Source organism: Streptomyces sp. NPDC047000 (genome assembly GCF_040644295.1).
GTDB lineage: Bacteria > Actinomycetota > Actinomycetes > Streptomycetales > Streptomycetaceae > Streptomyces.
Genome location: NZ_JBEYWE010000003.1, coordinates 33563 through 49880 on the forward strand (window position 1 = coordinate 33563; position 16318 = coordinate 49880).

Below are 16318 nucleotides of genomic sequence, written 5' to 3' on the forward strand. Positions count from 1 at the left end.
TCCGATCAGGTCGCGATGACGAGCGGGACCTGGCGCTTGAACGCCGGGGTCGCGATCGTCGCCGGGGCCGTGGTGGTCAGGCCGCTGCCGGACGTCTGTGACAGGTTCGCCTCGCCGGACAGGACGGGCTTCGCGCCGACCGTGCCGACGAGCGTCGGCGGAGTCGTCGCCGTGACGTTGATCGCCGCCTTGTACTTGCCCGAGCGGGTGATCCGCTGCGCCGTGGCCAGTGCCAGCGTCTTGACCGTGTCCGCCGCCCACGCCGTGCTGGTCTGGTCCGCCGTCTGCGCCATCAGCGCGCCGGTCGGGTCGTACAGCGCGAACCACCAGTTGGTCGGGGTGCCGGCCGCCGTACCTGCGGAGACGAACGTGAGGTTGGTGACGAGGTCGCCCTCGTTCAGCCACAGGTCCACCGACGTCATCACGCCCGTGGCGAGCGCGGCGACGTCGTCCAGGCCGACGCGCGGGAGGTTGGCCCGGTGGAACACGTCCGGCCTGCCCGCGCTGTTGAGGTATCCGAGGTCGTCGCGGGGGATCCCGCGGTATGCGCCGTGGACGGTCACTTCTGTGCCTCCTGCTGCTGCTCGCCGCGGGCGAGGACGGTCTTACGGGCCTTGCCTGCCTGCTCGGCGGCGAGGACACGGGCGATCTCGTCCGCGTCGGTGGTCGTGTCGAGGTAGGCGAGCACGCCCTCCGCGGAGTGCTCGGACGGGTCGAACGGCGCGGACGGCGTGGTGCTGTCCTCGGACTCCTGCGGCCCGTCGTCCTCGGGGACGAGGGCGTAGCCGCGGCGGCGGAAGTATTCGATCGCCGCCCGGCCCTCCTTCGTGCTGTCGTCGACGCGACCGGCGCCGTCCTTGAAGACGACGCTGGCACTCTCGCCGCTGAAGCCCGCCACGGGGGCGGTCACGCTGAAGGCGTTCATGATCAGGCCACCTTCAGGTTCCGCAGGACGCCGCAGCCCTTGGTGTTGCGGAGCACCATGGCGGCCGGGCCCATCTCGATCTCACCCGACTTGACCGCGCCGGACTGGCTGAAGTCGGGCATCCACGTCTGCACCAGCGGGACGCCCGCGACGGACGCGCCGTGCAGCGTGTCCAGGCCGAAGCTGGCCGCGTAGATGTCGGTCAGGTTCGTGATGTTGCCGCCGCCGCCCGCGCCGTCGGCGTCGCGGGTCTCGATCGGGATGATCGGTGCCGAGCCGAGCGCGTTGTCACCGAGGTCCTGGAGGACCCACGGGCCGTAGTACTCGATCTGGCGGCCGAGGTCGTCCTTGCTCTGGGCGTAGATGCCGGCCCAGCGGGCGAGCGCCCGCAGGCGGGTGATGCTCTTGGTGTTGCCGAGGATGGCCTTCACACCCGGCGGGAGCGCGCCCGGCATGCCCTGGTCGCCGCCCCCGGTGTGGGACGGGACGATGCGCGACAGGAAGTCGTCGACGACGTCGAGCTGCGCCATGGCCTCGGCCTGGGTGTCGATCGTGCCGCGGGTCCAGTCGAGGTATCCGGCCGTGACGCCCTCGTTCACCGGCAGGTACTCGGTGGCCGTGCCCGTGAGCGCCTTGTCCAGGCCGTCGAACCCGTTGTCGTCGACCGCGGTGTCACCGTTGATCAGCTCGTCCTGGAACCGCGTGCGAGTCGCGGTCAGGAGCTGCTGCATCTGGAAGGTGATCTCGTTGGTCTGTGCCTGTCCGAGGCGGGCCAGGACCCGGTCCACGGCGAAGGAGCCGCCGAGGGGCTTGAGGTCCACGCTGAACCGCTGCCGCTGCGCCTGCGCGGTGGAGTACTCGCTGTTCAGCGCGCGGAAGGAAGCCGATCGCGCGGAAGTGAGCCTGGTGAAGCCATAGGTGAGGGTGCCGCCACCGGTGCCCGGGGTGACCGTGTCGTCGAACACGATCTGGTCCAGCAGCCAGCTGTAGCGGCGGAGGTTGTCGATGACGGCGAAGTCCACGTCCGCCTGGGTGTTGGTCTGCGCCTGCGCAAGGGTCACGGGCACGGGGTCCTCCTCTGAGGTCAGGTCTGGTAGTGCGAGCCGACCGCCCCAGTGAGGGAGCCGGATCGCTTCTTGGCAGCGCCTTCGCCGGTGCCGCCGGAGAGGTCCCCACCGGACTTGCCGGCGGGTGGGGTGGCCGCGAACGCGGGGTTCTCCTTGACCGCGTCCTTGATCGCCTGGTCGAGGGCGGTCGTGAAGCCCTTCTCGGAGGGGTCGAGGGCGGAGATCGCCTTGACGAAGCCGCGCGAGTCGAGGAGCGCGCCGGCCTTCGCGGACAGCTTGTCCGCCCGGGCCCACACGGACAGCTCGACGTTCAGGCCCTGGATCGTCGACTCCCGCTCGGCGATCGTGTCGTCCTTCGCTGTGATCGCCTCGGCCAGGGCCTTCGGGTCTGGCGGCGTGTCGTCCTTCACGAAGCCGAGCGCCTTGCCGAGCTGCTGCGTCAGGGCCTTCACCGCGTCGTCGGCGGCCTGCTTCTTCGCGTCGTTGCGGGACTTCCCGGCCTCTGAGCGGGCGGCGTGCAGCTCACGCTCCAGCCGCTTGATCTTGGCTCCGTCGTCCTCGCCCTGGCCGCCACTCTTCCCAGCGCCGTCGCCTGCGCCCTGGCCGCCGTCACCGCCGCCGGAGTTGCCCCCGTCGCCGGTTCCGCCCTCGCCTCCCGCGCCCTGGTCGCCTTCACCGGTCCCTCCGGTGTCGCCGCCTTCGGATCCGGAGCCGCCGCCGTCCCCTCCGTCCGCGTACAGGAACGGGGAGAAAGGGCCGTGGCTGTACGGGTGCGCCCAGCCGCCTCCGGAGAGTCGGTGTCGGGGCAGGGTGTTCCTCTGCATACGCCCTCCAAGGGCAGTGGTCGCCCGCACCCGGCGGGCATCAGAGATCCGGGCCGCACCTGGCGGTCCCGAAGGGGTGCCGCCGGTCCGCACCTGGCGGGCTGGCGTAGTCCGGCCGCTCCAGGCGGACGGAAGCCTGTTTCAGCGCACAGCGCGTCTGGCCGACTGTGCGGGGCGATCACCGCTTGCCGGTTGCGCTGGCGCGTCGATCTGCTCGCGGTGACTCTTTCGAGGAAGCCCGGTCTCGGCGGTCAGCTCACGGATCCGCTTCTGGTAGTCCCGCACCCGGGCGCGTGCAGCCGTGGCGTCCTGAACGCCTTCCGCCGCCGCCTGTTTGCGCTTCCACTTGCGGACCTGCCGCTCGTAGTACCGCTGCTCCTGCGACTGCTCGTACGTGCCCCGCGACGGGGGTTTCGGTCGCGGCTGAGTCACCCCAGGCAGGTAGATCGCGACCGAGTGGCGACAGTTCGGGTGCATCAGGCCAGCCGCCCGCGCCTCCGGGAAGCTGCCGGCCACGCGGACACGGACCATACGCTCGTCCTCCGTGGCGTGCTCGACCTCGACCACGTCCGCGCCCGAGGGACCGTCACGCCGCAGCACCTTTCCCTCCCAAGGGCGGCAGCGCTCGCATTCCTCAGGCGCGTCGGAGACGATGACCAGGTCCACGCCAGCAGCCGCCAGGCGATCCGTGTGGGCCTGCACAGCCGCACGTCCGAGCGCGCTGCGGGTGGCCATCTCGACGTAGCTGGCCATGTTCCAGGCCCTGCCGGACCGGTCCACGAAGCCTGTCACCCCGCGGTCCGCAAAGCGCTGTAGCGCACGCCCTGCGGCCTCGCGCCGGGTCGTCGCGCCCAGCAGCGGCGCCGATGTAGCCTGCGCCACTACACCCCGGTAGACGTCCAGGCCAGCGCGCAGGATCCGCAAGTGAACAGGCCCGGTCTCCTGGACCAGGGCGGCCGCCAGCCGGTCCACGGCGGCCGCAGTGGGCAGCGCCTCGGCAGCGGCCAGCCCTGGCCCGGTCGCGAGCGCGCCGAGTTCAGCGACAGCAGCCTGCTGCCCGCGGCCGTACGCCTCGGCGAGCGCCTGGTGGATCGCGCCAGCAGAGTCGACCTGGAGTACGGCGATGATCTCCTCGATCGCGGTGCGCAGGTTACCGATGGCGGCGAGCTTCAGGTCCGCCCACAGGGGCGAGTCGAGTCCTTCGGCGAGCGCCTGTGTGACCTTCTCGACCAGAGCCAACTCCGCCTGCTCGTACAGCGTGGAGACGGCGGCCGCCAGATCCTCGGCCATGGCCGGGCTGACCGGCATCGGGGCCTCCCGTTACTCCGAAGCCGCGCCGTCCCCGGCCGCAGCGCTGTCGCTCTGCTGACCGGTGCCCGGGGGCTGTTCGTCGAAGGGCGGCCGGTCTGCGCCGAGGGTCAACGGGTCTTCGACCAGCCGGCCGGTCTCCTTGAGGATCCGGTCGACCTCCTCGCTCTGCTCGGTCTCGCTCCAGTCCGGGTGCAAGAACGCGACCTTCGCCTCAGTCGACATGGCCTCGGCCTGCTGGAGTAGAGCGGCGGTCTCGGCCAGCGTCTTGATGTCGTCCTGGACGCTGTCCTGGAAGTCGACGTCCGGCCGCTCGACCTCGACCGCAGACACCCCAGGGAACATGCCAGAGGCCTCGAGTGCGAGGAGGACCTCGACGATGTCCGCGATGCCGGTCGCGGCGAGTTCGGCCTTCCGGGCCCGGGTGGTCATGGACCGGGCGGTGCGGGCCTTGATCTCCGTCGCGGTGACGGCCTGGCCGGCGGAGTCGTCGCCGAACGTGCCGCCCGAGTAGCCAGCGTTCCGGATGACCTTGCCCACGAGGTCCTCGATCGTGGCGCGATGCTCCTCGTGCCGGATCAGGAACTGGTTCAGGGTGATCTGGTGATCGCTGGTGGGCGGTACGTTCATCGGGGCGTACACGTCGCGGTCCTCCCACACGGCGCCCAGGCCGGGCCCGTTGGAGGAGAGGTAACCCGCGGGGACGATGATCCGGCTCTTGGCGAGGCGGATGTCCCGCATCCACGAGGTGTACGTCTCGTCGATCGCCGACAGGAACGTCTCCGCCCCCTGGTAGTCCGAGGCGCCGAGGCCGGCAGCGCCCGGGATGTCCCGCCAGTCCGGGGCGAACATCGTGTTCGGGATGTACGAGACGGCGAGTTTCTTCTCCATGCCGACAGGCAGCTGCCGGACGGGAAGGTAGTCCTTTGTCTCCTCGAACTCCGTGAGGGGCAGCGGCTTGCCCAGGTGGTTCTCGGTGCCGTCGTAGACACCGTGCAGGATCACGCCGGGCTCGTGCCGCTCCAGGTGCCGTACGACGCGCTGCTCGTCGCAGGCGAGGACGGTCCAGAAGGTGACAGCGCGCAGGATGTCGCCGTGGGCGAAGACCGGGGCGGCGCCGTCGGCGTGCACCATGCTGATCCACGGGCCTGGGCGGATCGCGTCGTCCCAGACGATCCGCAGGTACGCGCCGCCGAGGGCGGATCCGGTCTCGCCGGACGCGATCAGGGTGCGCTTCATTCCGAGGTCCATGAGCGCTTCAAGGCGCTCCTGGGTGGCCGGGTTCTCGGCCTTCAGGGTGGGCGGCTCGGAGTAGAGGAGGTCGCTGCTCGTGCGGGCGATGTCCCGGGCGAGCGGCATGTGGAGGTTGGCGCGCTTCTCGCCGAGCGGGGTGGGCTCACCCCAGAACCAGCGGGCGATGGTGCCGACGACGCCGCCGCGGTACTGGCTGGGCCGGTTCTGCGGGGTCCCGAAGCGGGAGTTGTCACGGTTCCGGTTCTGGTACCGGTAGGCCAGCCGGTCAGGGTTCGCCGAGAACCACGCGCTCCAGTCGGCCATGTCGGCTTGGATTGCGGGGTGGACCGGCGGCCACCGGACGCCCTTCTCAGGGAGCGGCATCGGACACCTCCGCGTCATGGTCGCGCTTCGTCCAGTCGCGAAAGTTCCGTGCGTACACCCATCCGTAGGCGCCCGCAGAGACAAGGAATCCGTACTGCTTGGTCGCCAGCGCGTAGGCGATCCAAAGCACTTGGGCGCCGAGTCCGATGGCCCATCCGAGTGCGCGGCGGCGTCCGGCGAAATGGAGACCGGTCACGCCGACTGCGGTGAGGACCCATGACCACCAGGCGTTCACGCTGCCACCTCCAGGTTCGCGCGGACCAGGTGCCGCCACTCGTGTGCCGTGGAGTGCAGGGCGTACCGCAGTGCGTCGACGCTGTGGTCGTCGACCTTCATCGGTGCGTCTTCTCCGACCTTCGCGGCCTTCTCGTCCCAGGCGTACGACGGCAGCTCGGCGAGGAGGTCAGCGCAGGAACGGTGGACGTGCAGGAGGTTCGAGCCGAGCGCCACGCTCACCGAGCGGATGCCGTCCTTCACCTCGTTGTTGGCCTTCGCCAGGCCCTGCACACCGTCGGACCAGAGCTGCGTCATGAACGAGGCGGCGCTCGGGTCGACGAAGATCCATTGAGGCGTGACACCCTCGACGCCCTTGTGCCGGTAGGTGCCCAGCCACTCCCGCACCGCGACGCTGTACTGGGCGTCCGTCAGCTGCCGCCGCTCGGCCCGGGAATCGTGCCGGTACTCGGAGGCCACATACAGCCGGTCGTCCGTGCCCACACCGACCAGCAGCGCGGCGAACGGGTTGATCGTGCCGTAGTCGATGCCCACGCACATCCAGTGCCGGACCTCGGGGATCACATCGACGACGTGCTTCACCTCGTCGAACATGTCGTAGACGACGCCTTCAGCCAGGCACCACTCGCCGAGGACGAACCGCCGGTAGAAGAGGCCCTGGTACTCGAGCTTGAGGTTGGCGACGTAGGCCGGCGGGAGGTACGGGTTGTCGTCCAGGCTGAAGCTGAACCGGTGGAGGTCCAGGGCCTTCGGGTCGCTCGACTCGACGACCGTGCCGTCCCGTCGCAGGTGCAGGCGTGCGCGGTCCAGGAACTTCTTCTTCAGCCAGTGGTTCGGGCCCTCGGGGTTGGTCGTCCCGAACCACTGGGCGCCCTCGACGGACAGGCGGGTGCCGAGCATCGAGAAGAACGACTCGGGGAATGTGGTGACCTCGTCGCAGTACGCGCCTGCGAGGGTCATGCCCTTGATTTTGTCGGCAGCCCGCTCGTCGGCTGCGCCGGCCACATAGATGGTCCGGCCGAAGATGATGACCTCACCCGCGCCGGCCTTGTACTTGCAGCGCTTCACGCCGACCATCTCGATGATGGGGTCGATGATGTTGCGCTTCAAGGTGCGCTCGGTCTTGCCGACCATGAGGAGCGCGCCGGGCGGGCCGGTACGGACGTACTTCAGCCAGACCAGGATGCTGCTGACGGTCTTCGAGGATCGGACCGCGCCTTCCCAGAGGTTCCCGCGGGCGGTCGCGAGGGCGGTGGCGCGCAGCTGCTTGCCGACGAGGGGCTGAACCACAGGATCCCCCTCAGCCGCCCATCATCCCCTTCAGCCAGGCGTCGACGGCGGCCAGGCCCTCGGTGTCCTGCTCGGCCGGAGCCAGTTTCAGGGAGCGGTCGATGGCGGTGGCGACGACGCCCAGGAGGGCGCGCTTGTCGGCCGGGGTGGGTTCGGACGCCTCGTAGGTGTCGAAGTCGTGTTCCTTGCCGCCCCAGTCCCAGTACAGGTGTGGCTGGTTGACCTTCTCCAGCTCGCGCTCGGCGACGTCCTGGAGGCGTTGTGCGAGGGCGGCACGGCGGTCGGCGAGGTCGGCCTGCCGGATCTCGGTGGCCTGCCGGACTTCGGCGGCTCGGGAGAAGGACAGCCCGAGACCCTTGGCGATCTCGCTGATCGTCCGGCCAGACCTTCCCAGCTCGGTGGCGATCTCGTTGCGGCCCTTGCCTGCGGCGTGCAGTTCACGGACGCGCCGGCGGTCTTTGTCGGTGACGGGGCGGGCGGCGCCCATGGGCGTCACCCCCCTGGACATGGCGGAGGCCCGCGCGGTGGCGGGCCTCCTGTGGTGCGCGCGGGGCGCGAATGCTGAGTCAGTGTTGTCGTCCGGGCACGCCGGACTTGCGCCCAGGATGGATCACGGCGACACGGAAAGCAACTAGGTCACACTGAACAGGCGGGCGTCGACGGAAACGATCACACCTTGCAGAAGCCGGACGACTTGAGTGCGGCGTTGATCTTCGCGCCCTGTGCCTCCGACGTTGTCACGTCCTTGTACGAGAACCTCTGGGCAGCGAAGTAGTCCAGCCTGCTGCCACCCCCGTTGATCGCTGAGCACTGATTCCGCGCGGCATCGATCGCCTTGTCCTCGTACCGGACGACGTCCGGGGCGGCCGTGGCAAGGGCGTCGAGGAGCTGCTGCCGGTCGGCTCCGGTCGGTTCCTTCGGGATGCCGGCAGCCGCGAGGGCGTCGTCCTTCTGCTTCTGGGTGAGATCGCTCGCGGTGGCCTTCGACTTTGAGGTGGTCGTGCTGTGCTCGGTGGTGCTGGTGCAGGCGGTGAGCGCGGCGGCCGCGATGGTGACGGCGGCGATGGTGTGGCGGATGCCCATGGTTCCCCCGGGGGATCGGTTGTCGAGTGGCATCGTCGCGGTCCAGGTGTGGCCGTCGTGGGGCTGTCGCGGAGCTGTGACGCTGCGTTCGAACGTGACGCCCGTCAACCCCCGTCATGACGAGCGCGGGCGGGAGGAACCAAGGGGGCTGGCCCAGCGTTTTTCAGGGCATAACAGATCGTCAGTTAGGGGTGGGACGTGGGCCCGTTGCAGTGGGGGGACGTGCCGACTTGGGTGGCGTCGGTGTTTGCAGGTGCGGCCGCAGTGTTCGCGTACCAGACGATCAGGAGCCAGCGCGAACAGATCGGTGAGCAGCAGGAGTTCATCGCCGAGCAGACACGGTTCATGGACGAGCAGCGTCAGAACCTGGAGATGGAGCGGGTCGAGCTGCATGCTGCTGCCGAGGATCGACGGTGGGCACAGGCACGGCGCGTACGGATGAACCATGTGAAGGCCGGCGGCAGCACCGATGACGAGGACGAGACGACACCGCATGATCACTGGCGGGTCGCTGTCATCAACGAGAGTGATGCACCCATTCACCAGGTTGAAGTCCGTTTCAACACTGTGTACTTGGCGGCCGAGGTCTATGAGTGGAATGCCCATCGGCTCGATCTCACGAGCTCGCCGGGTGAGCGGACGATGGCGCCTCTGTCACTCCTGGGCGCGGGACGGGCGCTGCTGTTCGTGTCTCAGCAGTGGCCGCCCGCATCCGTCCACAACAACCGCCCAGTCCTCCACTTCACGGACGTCAACGGTCTCCGGTGGTCCCTCGACACGAAGGCTGATCTGCAAGAGGTCTCTGGCAACGACGCGTGGTGACGGACGTCAGGGCCGTCACGACGGGTAAGTGAGCGCGGCTGGTGCCGTCAGGCGGGGGCTGGCCCAGTACCTTCGAGACGCACCGTCCAAGCCCGGCCGTCGAACTGGACGTCCGTGACGAGCACTAGGCCGGTCCGTCCTTCGGGGAGTTCGACCTTCACGGGACCGTTGCCACCGAGGTTCCCGGTGAAACCCTGGGGTGCACTGCCTGCGAGGAAGGACGACATACCGTTCCAGGAACGGAGGCTCTCGCCAGGGCCGTCGTCCTCCTGGAGCAGGACGACGGTGAACTGCACGCCGTCGATAACGGCCGGGCCGCGGTACTTGAAACGGTCGCTCATTGTCCCATCATCCCGGCTGTGTCAAACAGCCTGTTCCCCGTCATGACGCGGCAGTGACGACCCATTCCCCAGCGTCGCCAAGGTGCATCCGGTTGCCACAGGAGGCGCACCTCGCGATGCGCTGGGCGTCGGATGCTGTGGTGACGTCGAGCGGACGATGGGTGAGGCAGGTTCCAGCCCTGCGGAAGGCGACGACGAGCGCGGCCGCGGTGCCGGGCTCGGGCGGGATGCCGAGGAGGTTGTGCTCCAGGACGCCGATCGTGGTCTGGTTCGCGCGAGGGCGGGCGAGCCCGGATGCGCGGCCGCACCACCTCACGATCGCCACCGTGGCCGCCGCGCGTACCAGCGCGCCAAACGCCAGGCGAGACGGCCGTGCCACGTGCGGCACACCTGCTCTTCGAAATCGGCGACCAAGCGCCGAACGTGGGCCTCGACGCCAGCCACACGAAGGTCGTCCATGGAAGGAGTCACGGCCGCCACTCCTCGCGGTACCCGGTGCGCGCGTCGAAGCGCAGGGCCCGGTACCGGACGGCTTCCTCCAACCCTTGGGCGCGGCCAACGTCGTACATGTCGGGGTGTGCGGTCGCGTCTACGGTTTCCTGCGCGGCGAGGTACTCGGCGATCAGAGCACGGTCGGCGTCGATGTCGCGCAGGACCCGCGCCGGATCATGACGGAGGATGTGAGCACGATCGCCGTCATGCACCGCCAGGGCGACGCGGTTCAGCTGCGGAGCGCTCACCCAGTTCTTCGGGTGCTCCCACCAGTCCGTACCGCTGCAACCGCGTGCGATCCGCTCGTCCTCGTCGAGCTGTTCTCTGATCCACTTGACCAGTTCCGTGCTCAAGCTCGCTCCAAGATCAGTTCAAGTTGGCTCGCTGCCGGTACAACGAGGCAGGTCCGCCGAGCGGTATGTGGAGGACCCGGGCGGTCACTCGTCGTCCTCGCTGAGGGCGATCTCAACTTCCTTGATCTTCCCGCTGTACGACACCTCGGCGCGGACGTTGCGGTCGCCGGGGACGCCGGCCTTGCGCGCGTCCTCGACGAACTGGGCAAGCTCGTCGAGGGTCATGTCCTTGGCTTCCCCGGTGGCCCGGATGACGGTCGGCATGGGGACAGGATGGCGCAGGAAAGCCGCGCAGCGAGAGACGTTCGCTGCGGGGCCCGGTATTGCCTGCTCAACTGTCCTTGAGACTGCCGTCATACGGCCTTATTGCCCCTGGGGAGTGACGTCAGTGATCTCCACGGACACCTTCGTGCTCGCCGAGGTGGTGCTGATCAGAGACGGCGTGTAGTTCAGGCTCGTCTTGTTCGTCAGCTCGCCCGTCTCGATGACCGGGCCGGACTCATCGCCGTGGATCTCGTAAGTGATCTCGTACACGGCGTCCGGATCGATGCCCTCGCTGTCGCCGAGGTAGGTCAGATCCGGTTCGACCGTCATGTTGCAGCCCGCTGAACCGAAGCACTGCCGCTTGGTGGTGCGTAGCTTGATCGTGAAGCTGTTGGCGGTGACCTCGTCGTATGTCGGCGTGGGGTCTGCTGTGGTGGCGGTTACGACGTCCTTGTCCGGGGCGCTCGACCTGGCGGCCGCGGCCGGCTTGCTGTCGTCGCCGTTGGACTGCACGACCACCACACCCGTGCCGATGATTGCGGCGATGACGGCGACTGCCGAGCCGATGATGACGAGGTTGGTGCGCGGCTTCTTCGACGCGGCCGCAGGCGACGGCGGGGAGTCGGGCATGGGCGGTGGCGTGTGATCGGTCATGGTCTCCCCGGAGCGCTCTTCGTTGAATGCGAGACGTGTGACTTGCAGAGACGGCGTGCGGTTGCTGCCAATCGGCGGGATTCACTCGATCGTGTTGCGTCCCGCCGGTTGGCGTGTGGCTGGGACAGGTCGGTTAGTCCGGCTGGGAGGTGCCGGCTTGCTCGTGCATCGACCGGTCCGATTGGGCGGCGAACTGCTGGCGCTGCTCCGAGGTCCACGTCTCCACGCGGTCGGGCAGCTCACTGACGAGCGAGCGCAGCGCTCGGGTCTCGGGGCCATTGGTGTTGGGTGCCATGCTGTCTGTTCCTGTCTCCTCGGTGGGATGGGACCGGGGCGGTCGGGATGCTTGGCGGCTGCTGGCCGCCCCGGGGCTGGGGTGGGTCAGGCGCTGCGCTGGCGGCGCATCTCGGCGGCGATGTCGTCCTGCGTGGCCCCGGCGGCCAGGGCCGTGCGCATCGCGTCGAGCGCGGTGTGCGGGTCGGTCCGGCAGGCCGGCCCACCGTGTGCCAGGAGTTCGCGGGCGGCCTCTTTGACGGCCTGCTTCTTGTCCATGCCGGGTGCTCCTCCGTGCGGTAGATGGCGGGTAGATCAGGTGGTAGATGGCGGCAGATGGAGCGGTAGACGTGCAGGTCAGACGGCGGTAGACGGGGCGGTAGACGTCTCCTCGGCGACAGCCGGGGAAGGGGCCAGGTCTTCCCGTCGGACGCCCCTCGTCGGACCCCGCCCGGCGGCCTTCACCTTGGGGTGGACGGGGATGCTCAGGGCCCCCAGCTGGGAGCGCAGATCTGAGATCTCCCAGGACGCGGTGAGGGCCGCGGTGTCGGGCTGCTGCTGGAGGTGGTCCAGGACGGTGGAGAGGTGCACGGCGGAGCCGGTCCCCATGAGGTCGAGGAGGAGGGCCCGCATGGCCTCTCCGGGGACCGTTTCGGTCGGTTCCACGGGGGTCTCTTCGGCGGGCTGTCTCTCGGCCTCGGGGGTGGGTTTCCCGGCGCGCCAGGCGGCGATGGTCCAGGCGCCGGTGATCGGCCACATGAGGGCGGGGACGGCTCGGACGAGGCGCCACAGCAGGTACAGGCCGAGGATGAGGGCGATGAGGCGGGCCCAGCAGCCGAGGGCGGCGCGCCAGCCGGTGAGGTCGTCGCGTCGGCCTCGCGCGACCCAGGCGGTCAGGCGCGCCCCGAGACGGCGGGCGGTCACGGCGCTGCCGTCGGCGAGACGCCCGGCGATGCGGGCGAGGCGGTTCACAGCAGCCCCGATCCCTGCACGGCAGCGACGACCCCGTCACCAGCGGCGTTGAGGGCGCCGGGCAGCCAGGCGAGGGCTCCGGCGACACCAGCGGTGAGGAGGAAGGTGCCGCCGACGAAGAACCCTCCGGCGATGCGCCGCTTGTCGGGCTTACTGGCGGCTTTGTAGGCGAGGACGACGAGGTAGACGGCGACGACGACCACGACGGCGCCCGTCATGGACAGCCCGGTGAGCTGCCCGCTGGTCAGGCTGCTGGTCGGCTGGGTGCCGGTTGCGGCGGACCCGCCTCGTTCTCCGACTCCGTTGGCGAGGCCGCCGGTGTGGGTGTGGGCCCAGCCGAGGAGGCCGCCGGGGCAGGCTGCGGCGCAGGCTGCGGCGCCGAAGCCTTTCCCGAACGCGGCGAGTTTGTTCATCTCCCTGCCGCCGGTCCACCAGGGGCGGAGGTTTGCGACGAGGACGAGGAGGGCGGCGAGGAGGCCGCCGAGGGTGAGGGTGGTGGTGCCGTTCACGGGTGGTGGACTCCGGTCATGAGGGTGATCGCGTCGAGCCAGCCGAGGGCACCGACGGAGCCCAGCGCGGCGGTGACGAGGAGGAACCGCGGTACGGCGCGCCCGGTCCGCTTGTCGAGCGCCCAGGCTGCGGTCAGGGCCACGGCGGCGATGACGTAGGCGGCGGGGATGCCGGCCTCCGTACGTGCCTGGTGGAGGGTGTGGGCCCAGACTCCGACGGGGCTGCGCCCGCCCGCCCAGGGCAGCAGGGCGAGGAGAATCGCGACGAGGTTCCGCCAGGTGACCAGCGCGTCCCACAGCCGCGCCCAGAGAGGCGGGCGGGGCTCCGGCTCGGGGTCCGGGGTGATGACCAGGACCTCGTGGGTGTGGCGGACGACCACAACGGCCGGGGGCGGCGGGGGTAGGGGTGCGGGAGGGCTGGCCGGCGGGGCCGGAGGCGGCGGCGGTGTCCGCCAGGGCGGGACCGCACCCGGCGCCGGAGTGCCGGGCGGGAGCGGCGCACCCGCGGGAATGATGCGAGTTGGGAGGATCGGCTTCTTCGACGGCTGGCTGGGCATTGAGGTCTCCTGGTGGCCGACGGGGCGCACCCCGTGGCGGCGGAGGTAGTGGCGAGTACGCAGCTCGTCACCGCCGGGCGGCGGCTGCGCACCCATCAGGCGGTCCGGGAGGCGGCGCTCAGGGCGCGGGTCGTGCAGAGCAGGCCGGTCACGGGTGCGGCCTAGGCGCCGATGGCGAAGGGCGCGGGCGGCAGCTGCGCGAGGTGCGGCTCGCGGGCCTCGACCTCGGTGCGGAGGGTGCCGCGGATCGCGCCGTCGGATGGAGCCTCGTAGCCAGCGGCGACCAGGGCGCGGCGCATGGCCGCGGTGCCCGGGCGGGACGGCGGGACGGTGTCGTACAGCGCGCGGATCACGGCGCAGCGGGGGTCGCTGTACTGGATCGGCGCGGGTGCCTGCGGGGCGGCCGGGGCCTGGACGATCGGGAGGACATGGGCCCCCGCCGGAACGACCGGCTGCGGTGCGCGAGCAGCGGGCAGCGCGGGCGCGGGCGGGGCCGCGGGTACGGGCATCTTCGGCGGGGTGGGCGGCGTGACGGGGGGCGTCACGGGCGGCTCGGTCACCCTGTCGACGCTGGTCACGGCCGTCATGACGGGCGCCGTGGAGTCCAGGCCGTCCAGGCGGGTACGGACGGCGTTCCGCAGGGTCTTCCAAGCCTGGCCCGGGAACATGACCCAGGCGAGGACGGGGATGTACGGCATTCGCTCGGCGACCAGGCCGCGGGCGACGCGCTGTTCGTCGCGGACGTCGCGGCGGTGCAGTTCAAAGAGCAGCTCGACGGCAAGGCTGATGCTGGCGAGGCCGATGCCGCCGACGGTCCCGCCGACTTCCCGGCCGTGCGACCAGTTCAGCAGTCCGGACACGGCGACGAAGGCGAGGACGGCGGCCCGGGCGAGGCCGGCCGGGGTGCCGCGCTCGATGGCGCGGCGGGCGTACGTGGCGCAGAGGAGGCCAGCGAGGTCGAACATCAGGGACAGGCCGAGGGCGAGGTCGGAGTCCATGCCCCAGGCGGTGAGCTTGGCGCTGATGGACCATGCGGCGGCGGCGAGCATCATCACGAGGACGATGGCCCAGGCGCCGCGGACGGGGCCGCCGAGGCCGCGGCGGGGGCTGGTGGACGGGGTTTCCACAGGTGCTCCTGGTGAGGCAAATGGGGAGGCCGACCCCCGCTGGGGGATATCGCGGGGGTCGGCCGGTGGGTGGCAGGTCAGGCAGTACCGCGGTAGATGGCGAACGCGAGGGCGGCGAATCCTGCGATGACGCTGAGGCCGTAGAGCAGCCGTTCCATCAGCTCCTCCCGTCACGGGGGAAGTGGCGGCGGGGGAAGCTGCGGCCAGCGGCGTCGCCGTCGCGGAGGACGCGGGCGCGGTGACGCTCACGACGTAGGCGCGCAGCCTCGTCGCTGGCGGACTCGCGGCCCTCGTACCGGGCGGCGCGCTTGTGGTCGTCGCCGAGGAGACGGTCGAGGAAGCTCACCGGCGACCGCCGATCTGCTGGCCGTGGATGCGGTCCTCGTGGGAGAGCTGTTCGCGGCGGGCCTGTGCGGCGGCGTAGTCGTCAGTGGCGCGCTGCTGGAGCTGCGCGGCGGTGACGTTCGCGTCCTCGGTGACGGGGGTCGGCTCGCTCATCGGCTGACCTCCGGGCTGGCGATGGCACGGAGCCGGTGGGCGTACGCGGACTGGTGGGTGTCGCCCGGGGTGGGCAGGAGGCTGATCCAGTCGGTGGTGAGGCCGAACATGCGGGCCCGGACACGGATCCGGCTGATGTCGGCGGGGCGGCTGGGCTGGAGGTCGAGGTAGTCGGCCAGGGCATGGAAGATCGCGGAGACGGGCGGCAGGGCCCTGGTGGGCTGCTCGTTCATCGGGCACCGCCGGAGGTGTCGCTGGTGCGGTCGTGGCGCACCGGCGGGTTGGAGGCGGTGGGGGTGATGCGGCCGGTGACGCCGGCCGCGGTGACGGTCAGCGTCGTCGTACGGCCCGGGGTGTGGCGGGTGATGCCGATGACGGCCATGCGGCGGGCCATCAGATGCTGGCCTGGGGCTTGCGCGGGAGGGGGAACCGCGGGATGACGGGCTTGTTGTCGTCGTCGCTCCACGCACGCGGCTCGTGCGTCTGGCGGGGCTGGTCGGTAACCTGCATTCGGACCTGCTCCTTCGTGAAGGTTGTGGGTGGGTCCAGCCCCCGACCCGGAGCGCCAACTCAGCGGGACGGGGGCCTTTGTGCGTAGTGGCGCGGGCTCTCGCTCGGGCCTGTATGGTGACCATACACCAGATGTGTGGTCACCATACAGCCTCTGGGGAAAGGCCCGCCGTATTCAGGAAGGCGCGGGCGTGGCAGACGACCAGGAGGTACAGCGAGTGTTCGACGCTCTCGACGCCGTTGAACGCATCGCCGACCCGGAGGCGCGATCGCGTGCGCAGGCCCAGGTCACGGCGGCGACAAAAGAACGAGCAGCCCGGTGGGCTGCGGAGCGCGCCGACTTGGCTCATCAGATGAAGGCTGATGGCGAGTCGGTTCGCGGGATCGCGAGGCGCCTGGGGGTGACGCCCAGCACGGTGCAAGACCTGTTGCGCGGCTACAAGGGGTCAGGTCAGAACAGGCCGCGGGCGGAAGGGGCATAGCGGCTGCGCGTATCAAAAGTGGGCCGTCTTGGCCGATCCGGGCATCGTGGCGTGCCCGACGGCGGGCTCACGCCACGTCGACGCCGAGCTCGATGCCAGGGAGCGCGCCAGTATGA

28 protein-coding genes are annotated in these 16318 nt (G+C 70.2%); 3 read left to right on the forward strand and 25 right to left on the reverse strand.

What is annotated here, in order from left to right; all coding sequences use genetic code 11:
• Positions 1 to 5: 5 nt before the first annotated feature.
• The 10 genes from ABZ862_RS06435 to ABZ862_RS06480 form a co-directional block, all read right to left on the reverse strand.
• Positions 6 to 563 carry a hypothetical protein gene (locus ABZ862_RS06435; protein WP_360953243.1) on the reverse strand — a complete coding sequence of 186 codons (558 nt, stop codon included), beginning with the start codon at positions 561 to 563 and terminating at the stop codon, positions 6 to 8.
• The gene (locus tag ABZ862_RS06440; RefSeq protein WP_360953246.1) at positions 560 to 925 is read right to left on the reverse strand and encodes a hypothetical protein; all 366 of its coding nucleotides are present in this window, start codon (positions 923 to 925) and stop codon (positions 560 to 562) included. The genes ABZ862_RS06435 and ABZ862_RS06440 overlap by 4 nt, the downstream gene beginning before the upstream one ends.
• 2 nt (positions 926 to 927) lie before the next feature.
• Positions 928 to 1992, reverse strand: coding sequence for a major capsid protein (locus tag ABZ862_RS06445; RefSeq protein WP_360953249.1), 1065 nt, complete (start codon positions 1990 to 1992; stop codon positions 928 to 930).
• Between the two features lie 17 nt (positions 1993 to 2009).
• Positions 2010 to 2816: a hypothetical protein gene (locus tag ABZ862_RS06450; protein ID WP_360953252.1), complete on the reverse strand. Its 807-nt coding sequence runs from the start codon at positions 2814 to 2816 to the stop codon at positions 2010 to 2012.
• 141 nt (positions 2817 to 2957) lie between these two features.
• A complete protein-coding gene (locus tag ABZ862_RS06455) occupies positions 2958 to 4124 on the reverse strand; it encodes a phage minor capsid protein (RefSeq protein ID WP_360953255.1) in 1167 nt (388 codons plus the stop codon).
• Between the two features lie 12 nt (positions 4125 to 4136).
• Positions 4137 to 5681, reverse strand: coding sequence for a phage portal protein (locus ABZ862_RS06460; RefSeq protein WP_360953258.1), 1545 nt, complete (start codon positions 5679 to 5681; stop codon positions 4137 to 4139).
• A gap of 46 nt (positions 5682 to 5727) precedes the next feature.
• On the reverse strand, positions 5728 to 5976 hold the full coding sequence (locus ABZ862_RS06465) for a hypothetical protein (protein WP_360953261.1): 249 nt from the start codon (positions 5974 to 5976) through the stop codon (positions 5728 to 5730).
• Positions 5973 to 7265: a PBSX family phage terminase large subunit gene (locus ABZ862_RS06470; protein WP_360953264.1), complete on the reverse strand. Its 1293-nt coding sequence runs from the start codon at positions 7263 to 7265 to the stop codon at positions 5973 to 5975. The genes ABZ862_RS06465 and ABZ862_RS06470 overlap by 4 nt, the downstream gene beginning before the upstream one ends.
• Positions 7266 to 7275: 10 nt before the next feature.
• On the reverse strand, positions 7276 to 7752 hold the full coding sequence (locus ABZ862_RS06475; RefSeq protein WP_360953267.1) for a helix-turn-helix domain-containing protein: 477 nt from the start codon (positions 7750 to 7752) through the stop codon (positions 7276 to 7278).
• Between the two features lie 182 nt (positions 7753 to 7934).
• Complete coding sequence (locus ABZ862_RS06480) at positions 7935 to 8348, reverse strand: hypothetical protein (RefSeq protein WP_360953270.1); 414 nt, start codon at positions 8346 to 8348, stop codon at positions 7935 to 7937.
• Positions 8349 to 8612: 264 nt separating this feature from the next.
• Here ABZ862_RS06480 and ABZ862_RS06485 point away from each other — a divergent pair, with 264 nt between their 5' ends.
• On the forward strand, positions 8613 to 9170 hold the full coding sequence (locus tag ABZ862_RS06485; protein ID WP_360953273.1) for a hypothetical protein: 558 nt from the start codon (positions 8613 to 8615) through the stop codon (positions 9168 to 9170).
• A gap of 47 nt (positions 9171 to 9217) precedes the next feature.
• Here ABZ862_RS06485 and ABZ862_RS06490 read toward each other — a convergent pair whose 3' ends face one another.
• The 10 genes from ABZ862_RS06490 to ABZ862_RS06535 all read right to left on the reverse strand — a co-directional run bounded on the left by ABZ862_RS06490 (position 9218) and on the right by ABZ862_RS06535 (position 13408).
• On the reverse strand, positions 9218 to 9511 hold the full coding sequence (locus ABZ862_RS06490) for a hypothetical protein (protein WP_360953276.1): 294 nt from the start codon (positions 9509 to 9511) through the stop codon (positions 9218 to 9220).
• Positions 9512 to 9551: 40 nt separating this feature from the next.
• Positions 9552 to 9827: a hypothetical protein gene (locus tag ABZ862_RS06495; RefSeq protein ID WP_360953279.1), complete on the reverse strand. Its 276-nt coding sequence runs from the start codon at positions 9825 to 9827 to the stop codon at positions 9552 to 9554.
• Positions 9828 to 9978: 151 nt separating this feature from the next.
• On the reverse strand, positions 9979 to 10356 hold the full coding sequence (locus ABZ862_RS06500) for a DUF6221 family protein (RefSeq protein ID WP_360953282.1): 378 nt from the start codon (positions 10354 to 10356) through the stop codon (positions 9979 to 9981).
• 84 nt (positions 10357 to 10440) lie between these two features.
• Positions 10441 to 10620, reverse strand: a complete 180-nt coding sequence (locus tag ABZ862_RS06505) for a hypothetical protein (protein WP_360953285.1) — start codon at positions 10618 to 10620, stop codon at positions 10441 to 10443.
• A gap of 99 nt (positions 10621 to 10719) precedes the next feature.
• A complete protein-coding gene (locus ABZ862_RS06510) occupies positions 10720 to 11274 on the reverse strand; it encodes a hypothetical protein (protein ID WP_360953288.1) in 555 nt (184 codons plus the stop codon).
• A gap of 133 nt (positions 11275 to 11407) precedes the next feature.
• On the reverse strand, positions 11408 to 11569 hold the full coding sequence (locus tag ABZ862_RS06515) for a hypothetical protein (protein ID WP_360953291.1): 162 nt from the start codon (positions 11567 to 11569) through the stop codon (positions 11408 to 11410).
• Positions 11570 to 11655: 86 nt separating this feature from the next.
• Positions 11656 to 11826, reverse strand: a complete 171-nt coding sequence (locus ABZ862_RS06520; RefSeq protein WP_360953294.1) for a hypothetical protein — start codon at positions 11824 to 11826, stop codon at positions 11656 to 11658.
• 78 nt (positions 11827 to 11904) lie between these two features.
• Entirely contained in the window at positions 11905 to 12519 is a 615-nt protein-coding gene (locus ABZ862_RS06525; protein ID WP_360953297.1) for a hypothetical protein, read from the reverse strand.
• Positions 12516 to 13028 (reverse strand): hypothetical protein, encoded by a 513-nt coding sequence (locus tag ABZ862_RS06530; RefSeq protein ID WP_360953300.1) that lies wholly within the window; start codon positions 13026 to 13028, stop codon positions 12516 to 12518. The genes ABZ862_RS06525 and ABZ862_RS06530 overlap by 4 nt, the downstream gene beginning before the upstream one ends.
• Positions 13025 to 13408, reverse strand: a complete 384-nt coding sequence (locus ABZ862_RS06535) for a hypothetical protein (protein ID WP_360953303.1) — start codon at positions 13406 to 13408, stop codon at positions 13025 to 13027. The genes ABZ862_RS06530 and ABZ862_RS06535 overlap by 4 nt, the downstream gene beginning before the upstream one ends.
• Before the next feature lie 189 nt (positions 13409 to 13597).
• On the opposite strand from ABZ862_RS06535, the gene ABZ862_RS06540 reads away from it, so the two are divergent.
• Positions 13598 to 13750 carry a hypothetical protein gene (locus ABZ862_RS06540; RefSeq protein WP_360953306.1) on the forward strand — a complete coding sequence of 51 codons (153 nt, stop codon included), beginning with the start codon at positions 13598 to 13600 and terminating at the stop codon, positions 13748 to 13750.
• Here the strand turns inward: ABZ862_RS06540 and ABZ862_RS06545 are convergent.
• The 5 genes from ABZ862_RS06545 to ABZ862_RS06565 form a co-directional block, all read right to left on the reverse strand.
• Complete coding sequence (locus ABZ862_RS06545; RefSeq protein ID WP_360953309.1) at positions 13747 to 14712, reverse strand: DUF2637 domain-containing protein; 966 nt, start codon at positions 14710 to 14712, stop codon at positions 13747 to 13749. The genes ABZ862_RS06540 and ABZ862_RS06545 overlap by 4 nt on opposite strands.
• Before the next feature lie 342 nt (positions 14713 to 15054).
• Complete coding sequence (locus ABZ862_RS06550) at positions 15055 to 15210, reverse strand: hypothetical protein (RefSeq protein WP_360953312.1); 156 nt, start codon at positions 15208 to 15210, stop codon at positions 15055 to 15057.
• A complete protein-coding gene (locus ABZ862_RS06555) occupies positions 15207 to 15443 on the reverse strand; it encodes a hypothetical protein (protein ID WP_360953315.1) in 237 nt (78 codons plus the stop codon). Before ABZ862_RS06555 ends, ABZ862_RS06550 begins: the two co-directional genes overlap by 4 nt.
• Positions 15440 to 15592 carry a hypothetical protein gene (locus ABZ862_RS06560; RefSeq protein ID WP_360953318.1) on the reverse strand — a complete coding sequence of 51 codons (153 nt, stop codon included), beginning with the start codon at positions 15590 to 15592 and terminating at the stop codon, positions 15440 to 15442. Before ABZ862_RS06560 ends, ABZ862_RS06555 begins: the two co-directional genes overlap by 4 nt.
• A gap of 268 nt (positions 15593 to 15860) precedes the next feature.
• Positions 15861 to 16070: a hypothetical protein gene (locus ABZ862_RS06565; RefSeq protein WP_360954562.1), complete on the reverse strand. Its 210-nt coding sequence runs from the start codon at positions 16068 to 16070 to the stop codon at positions 15861 to 15863.
• A 3-nt stretch (positions 16071 to 16073) separates the two neighbouring features.
• Between ABZ862_RS06565 and ABZ862_RS06570 the strand changes: the two genes are divergently transcribed.
• Positions 16074 to 16202, forward strand: a complete 129-nt coding sequence (locus ABZ862_RS06570; protein WP_360954476.1) for a helix-turn-helix domain-containing protein — start codon at positions 16074 to 16076, stop codon at positions 16200 to 16202.
• Positions 16203 to 16318: the final 116 nt, after the last annotated feature.

Coding starts and splice junctions, on each gene's coding strand:
- ABZ862_RS06440 (WP_360953246.1), bottom strand. CDS start 925: ATGAACGCCTTCAGCGTGACCGCCCCCGTGGCGGGCTTCAGCGGCGAG.
- ABZ862_RS06450 (WP_360953252.1), bottom strand. CDS start 2,816: ATGCAGAGGAACACCCTGCCCCGACACCGACTCTCCGGAGGCGGCTGG.
- ABZ862_RS06455 (WP_360953255.1), bottom strand. CDS start 4,124: ATGCCGGTCAGCCCGGCCATGGCCGAGGATCTGGCGGCCGCCGTCTCC.
- ABZ862_RS06460 (WP_360953258.1), bottom strand. CDS start 5,681: ATGGCCGACTGGAGCGCGTGGTTCTCGGCGAACCCTGACCGGCTGGCC.
- ABZ862_RS06475 (WP_360953267.1), bottom strand. CDS start 7,752: ATGGGCGCCGCCCGCCCCGTCACCGACAAAGACCGCCGGCGCGTCCGT.
- ABZ862_RS06480 (WP_360953270.1), bottom strand. CDS start 8,348: ATGGGCATCCGCCACACCATCGCCGCCGTCACCATCGCGGCCGCCGCG.
- ABZ862_RS06490 (WP_360953276.1), bottom strand. CDS start 9,511: ATGAGCGACCGTTTCAAGTACCGCGGCCCGGCCGTTATCGACGGCGTG.
- ABZ862_RS06505 (WP_360953285.1), bottom strand. CDS start 10,620: ATGCCGACCGTCATCCGGGCCACCGGGGAAGCCAAGGACATGACCCTC.
- ABZ862_RS06510 (WP_360953288.1), bottom strand. CDS start 11,274: ATGACCGATCACACGCCACCGCCCATGCCCGACTCCCCGCCGTCGCCT.
- ABZ862_RS06515 (WP_360953291.1), bottom strand. CDS start 11,569: ATGGCACCCAACACCAATGGCCCCGAGACCCGAGCGCTGCGCTCGCTC.
- ABZ862_RS06520 (WP_360953294.1), bottom strand. CDS start 11,826: ATGGACAAGAAGCAGGCCGTCAAAGAGGCCGCCCGCGAACTCCTGGCA.
- ABZ862_RS06550 (WP_360953312.1), bottom strand. CDS start 15,210: ATGAGCGAGCCGACCCCCGTCACCGAGGACGCGAACGTCACCGCCGCG.
- ABZ862_RS06555 (WP_360953315.1), bottom strand. CDS start 15,443: ATGAACGAGCAGCCCACCAGGGCCCTGCCGCCCGTCTCCGCGATCTTC.
- ABZ862_RS06560 (WP_360953318.1), bottom strand. CDS start 15,592: ATGGCCGTCATCGGCATCACCCGCCACACCCCGGGCCGTACGACGACG.
- ABZ862_RS06565 (WP_360954562.1), bottom strand. CDS start 16,070: ATGAGCCAAGTCGGCGCGCTCCGCAGCCCACCGGGCTGCTCGTTCTTT.
- ABZ862_RS06570 (WP_360954476.1), top strand. CDS start 16,074: ATGAAGGCTGATGGCGAGTCGGTTCGCGGGATCGCGAGGCGCCTGGGG.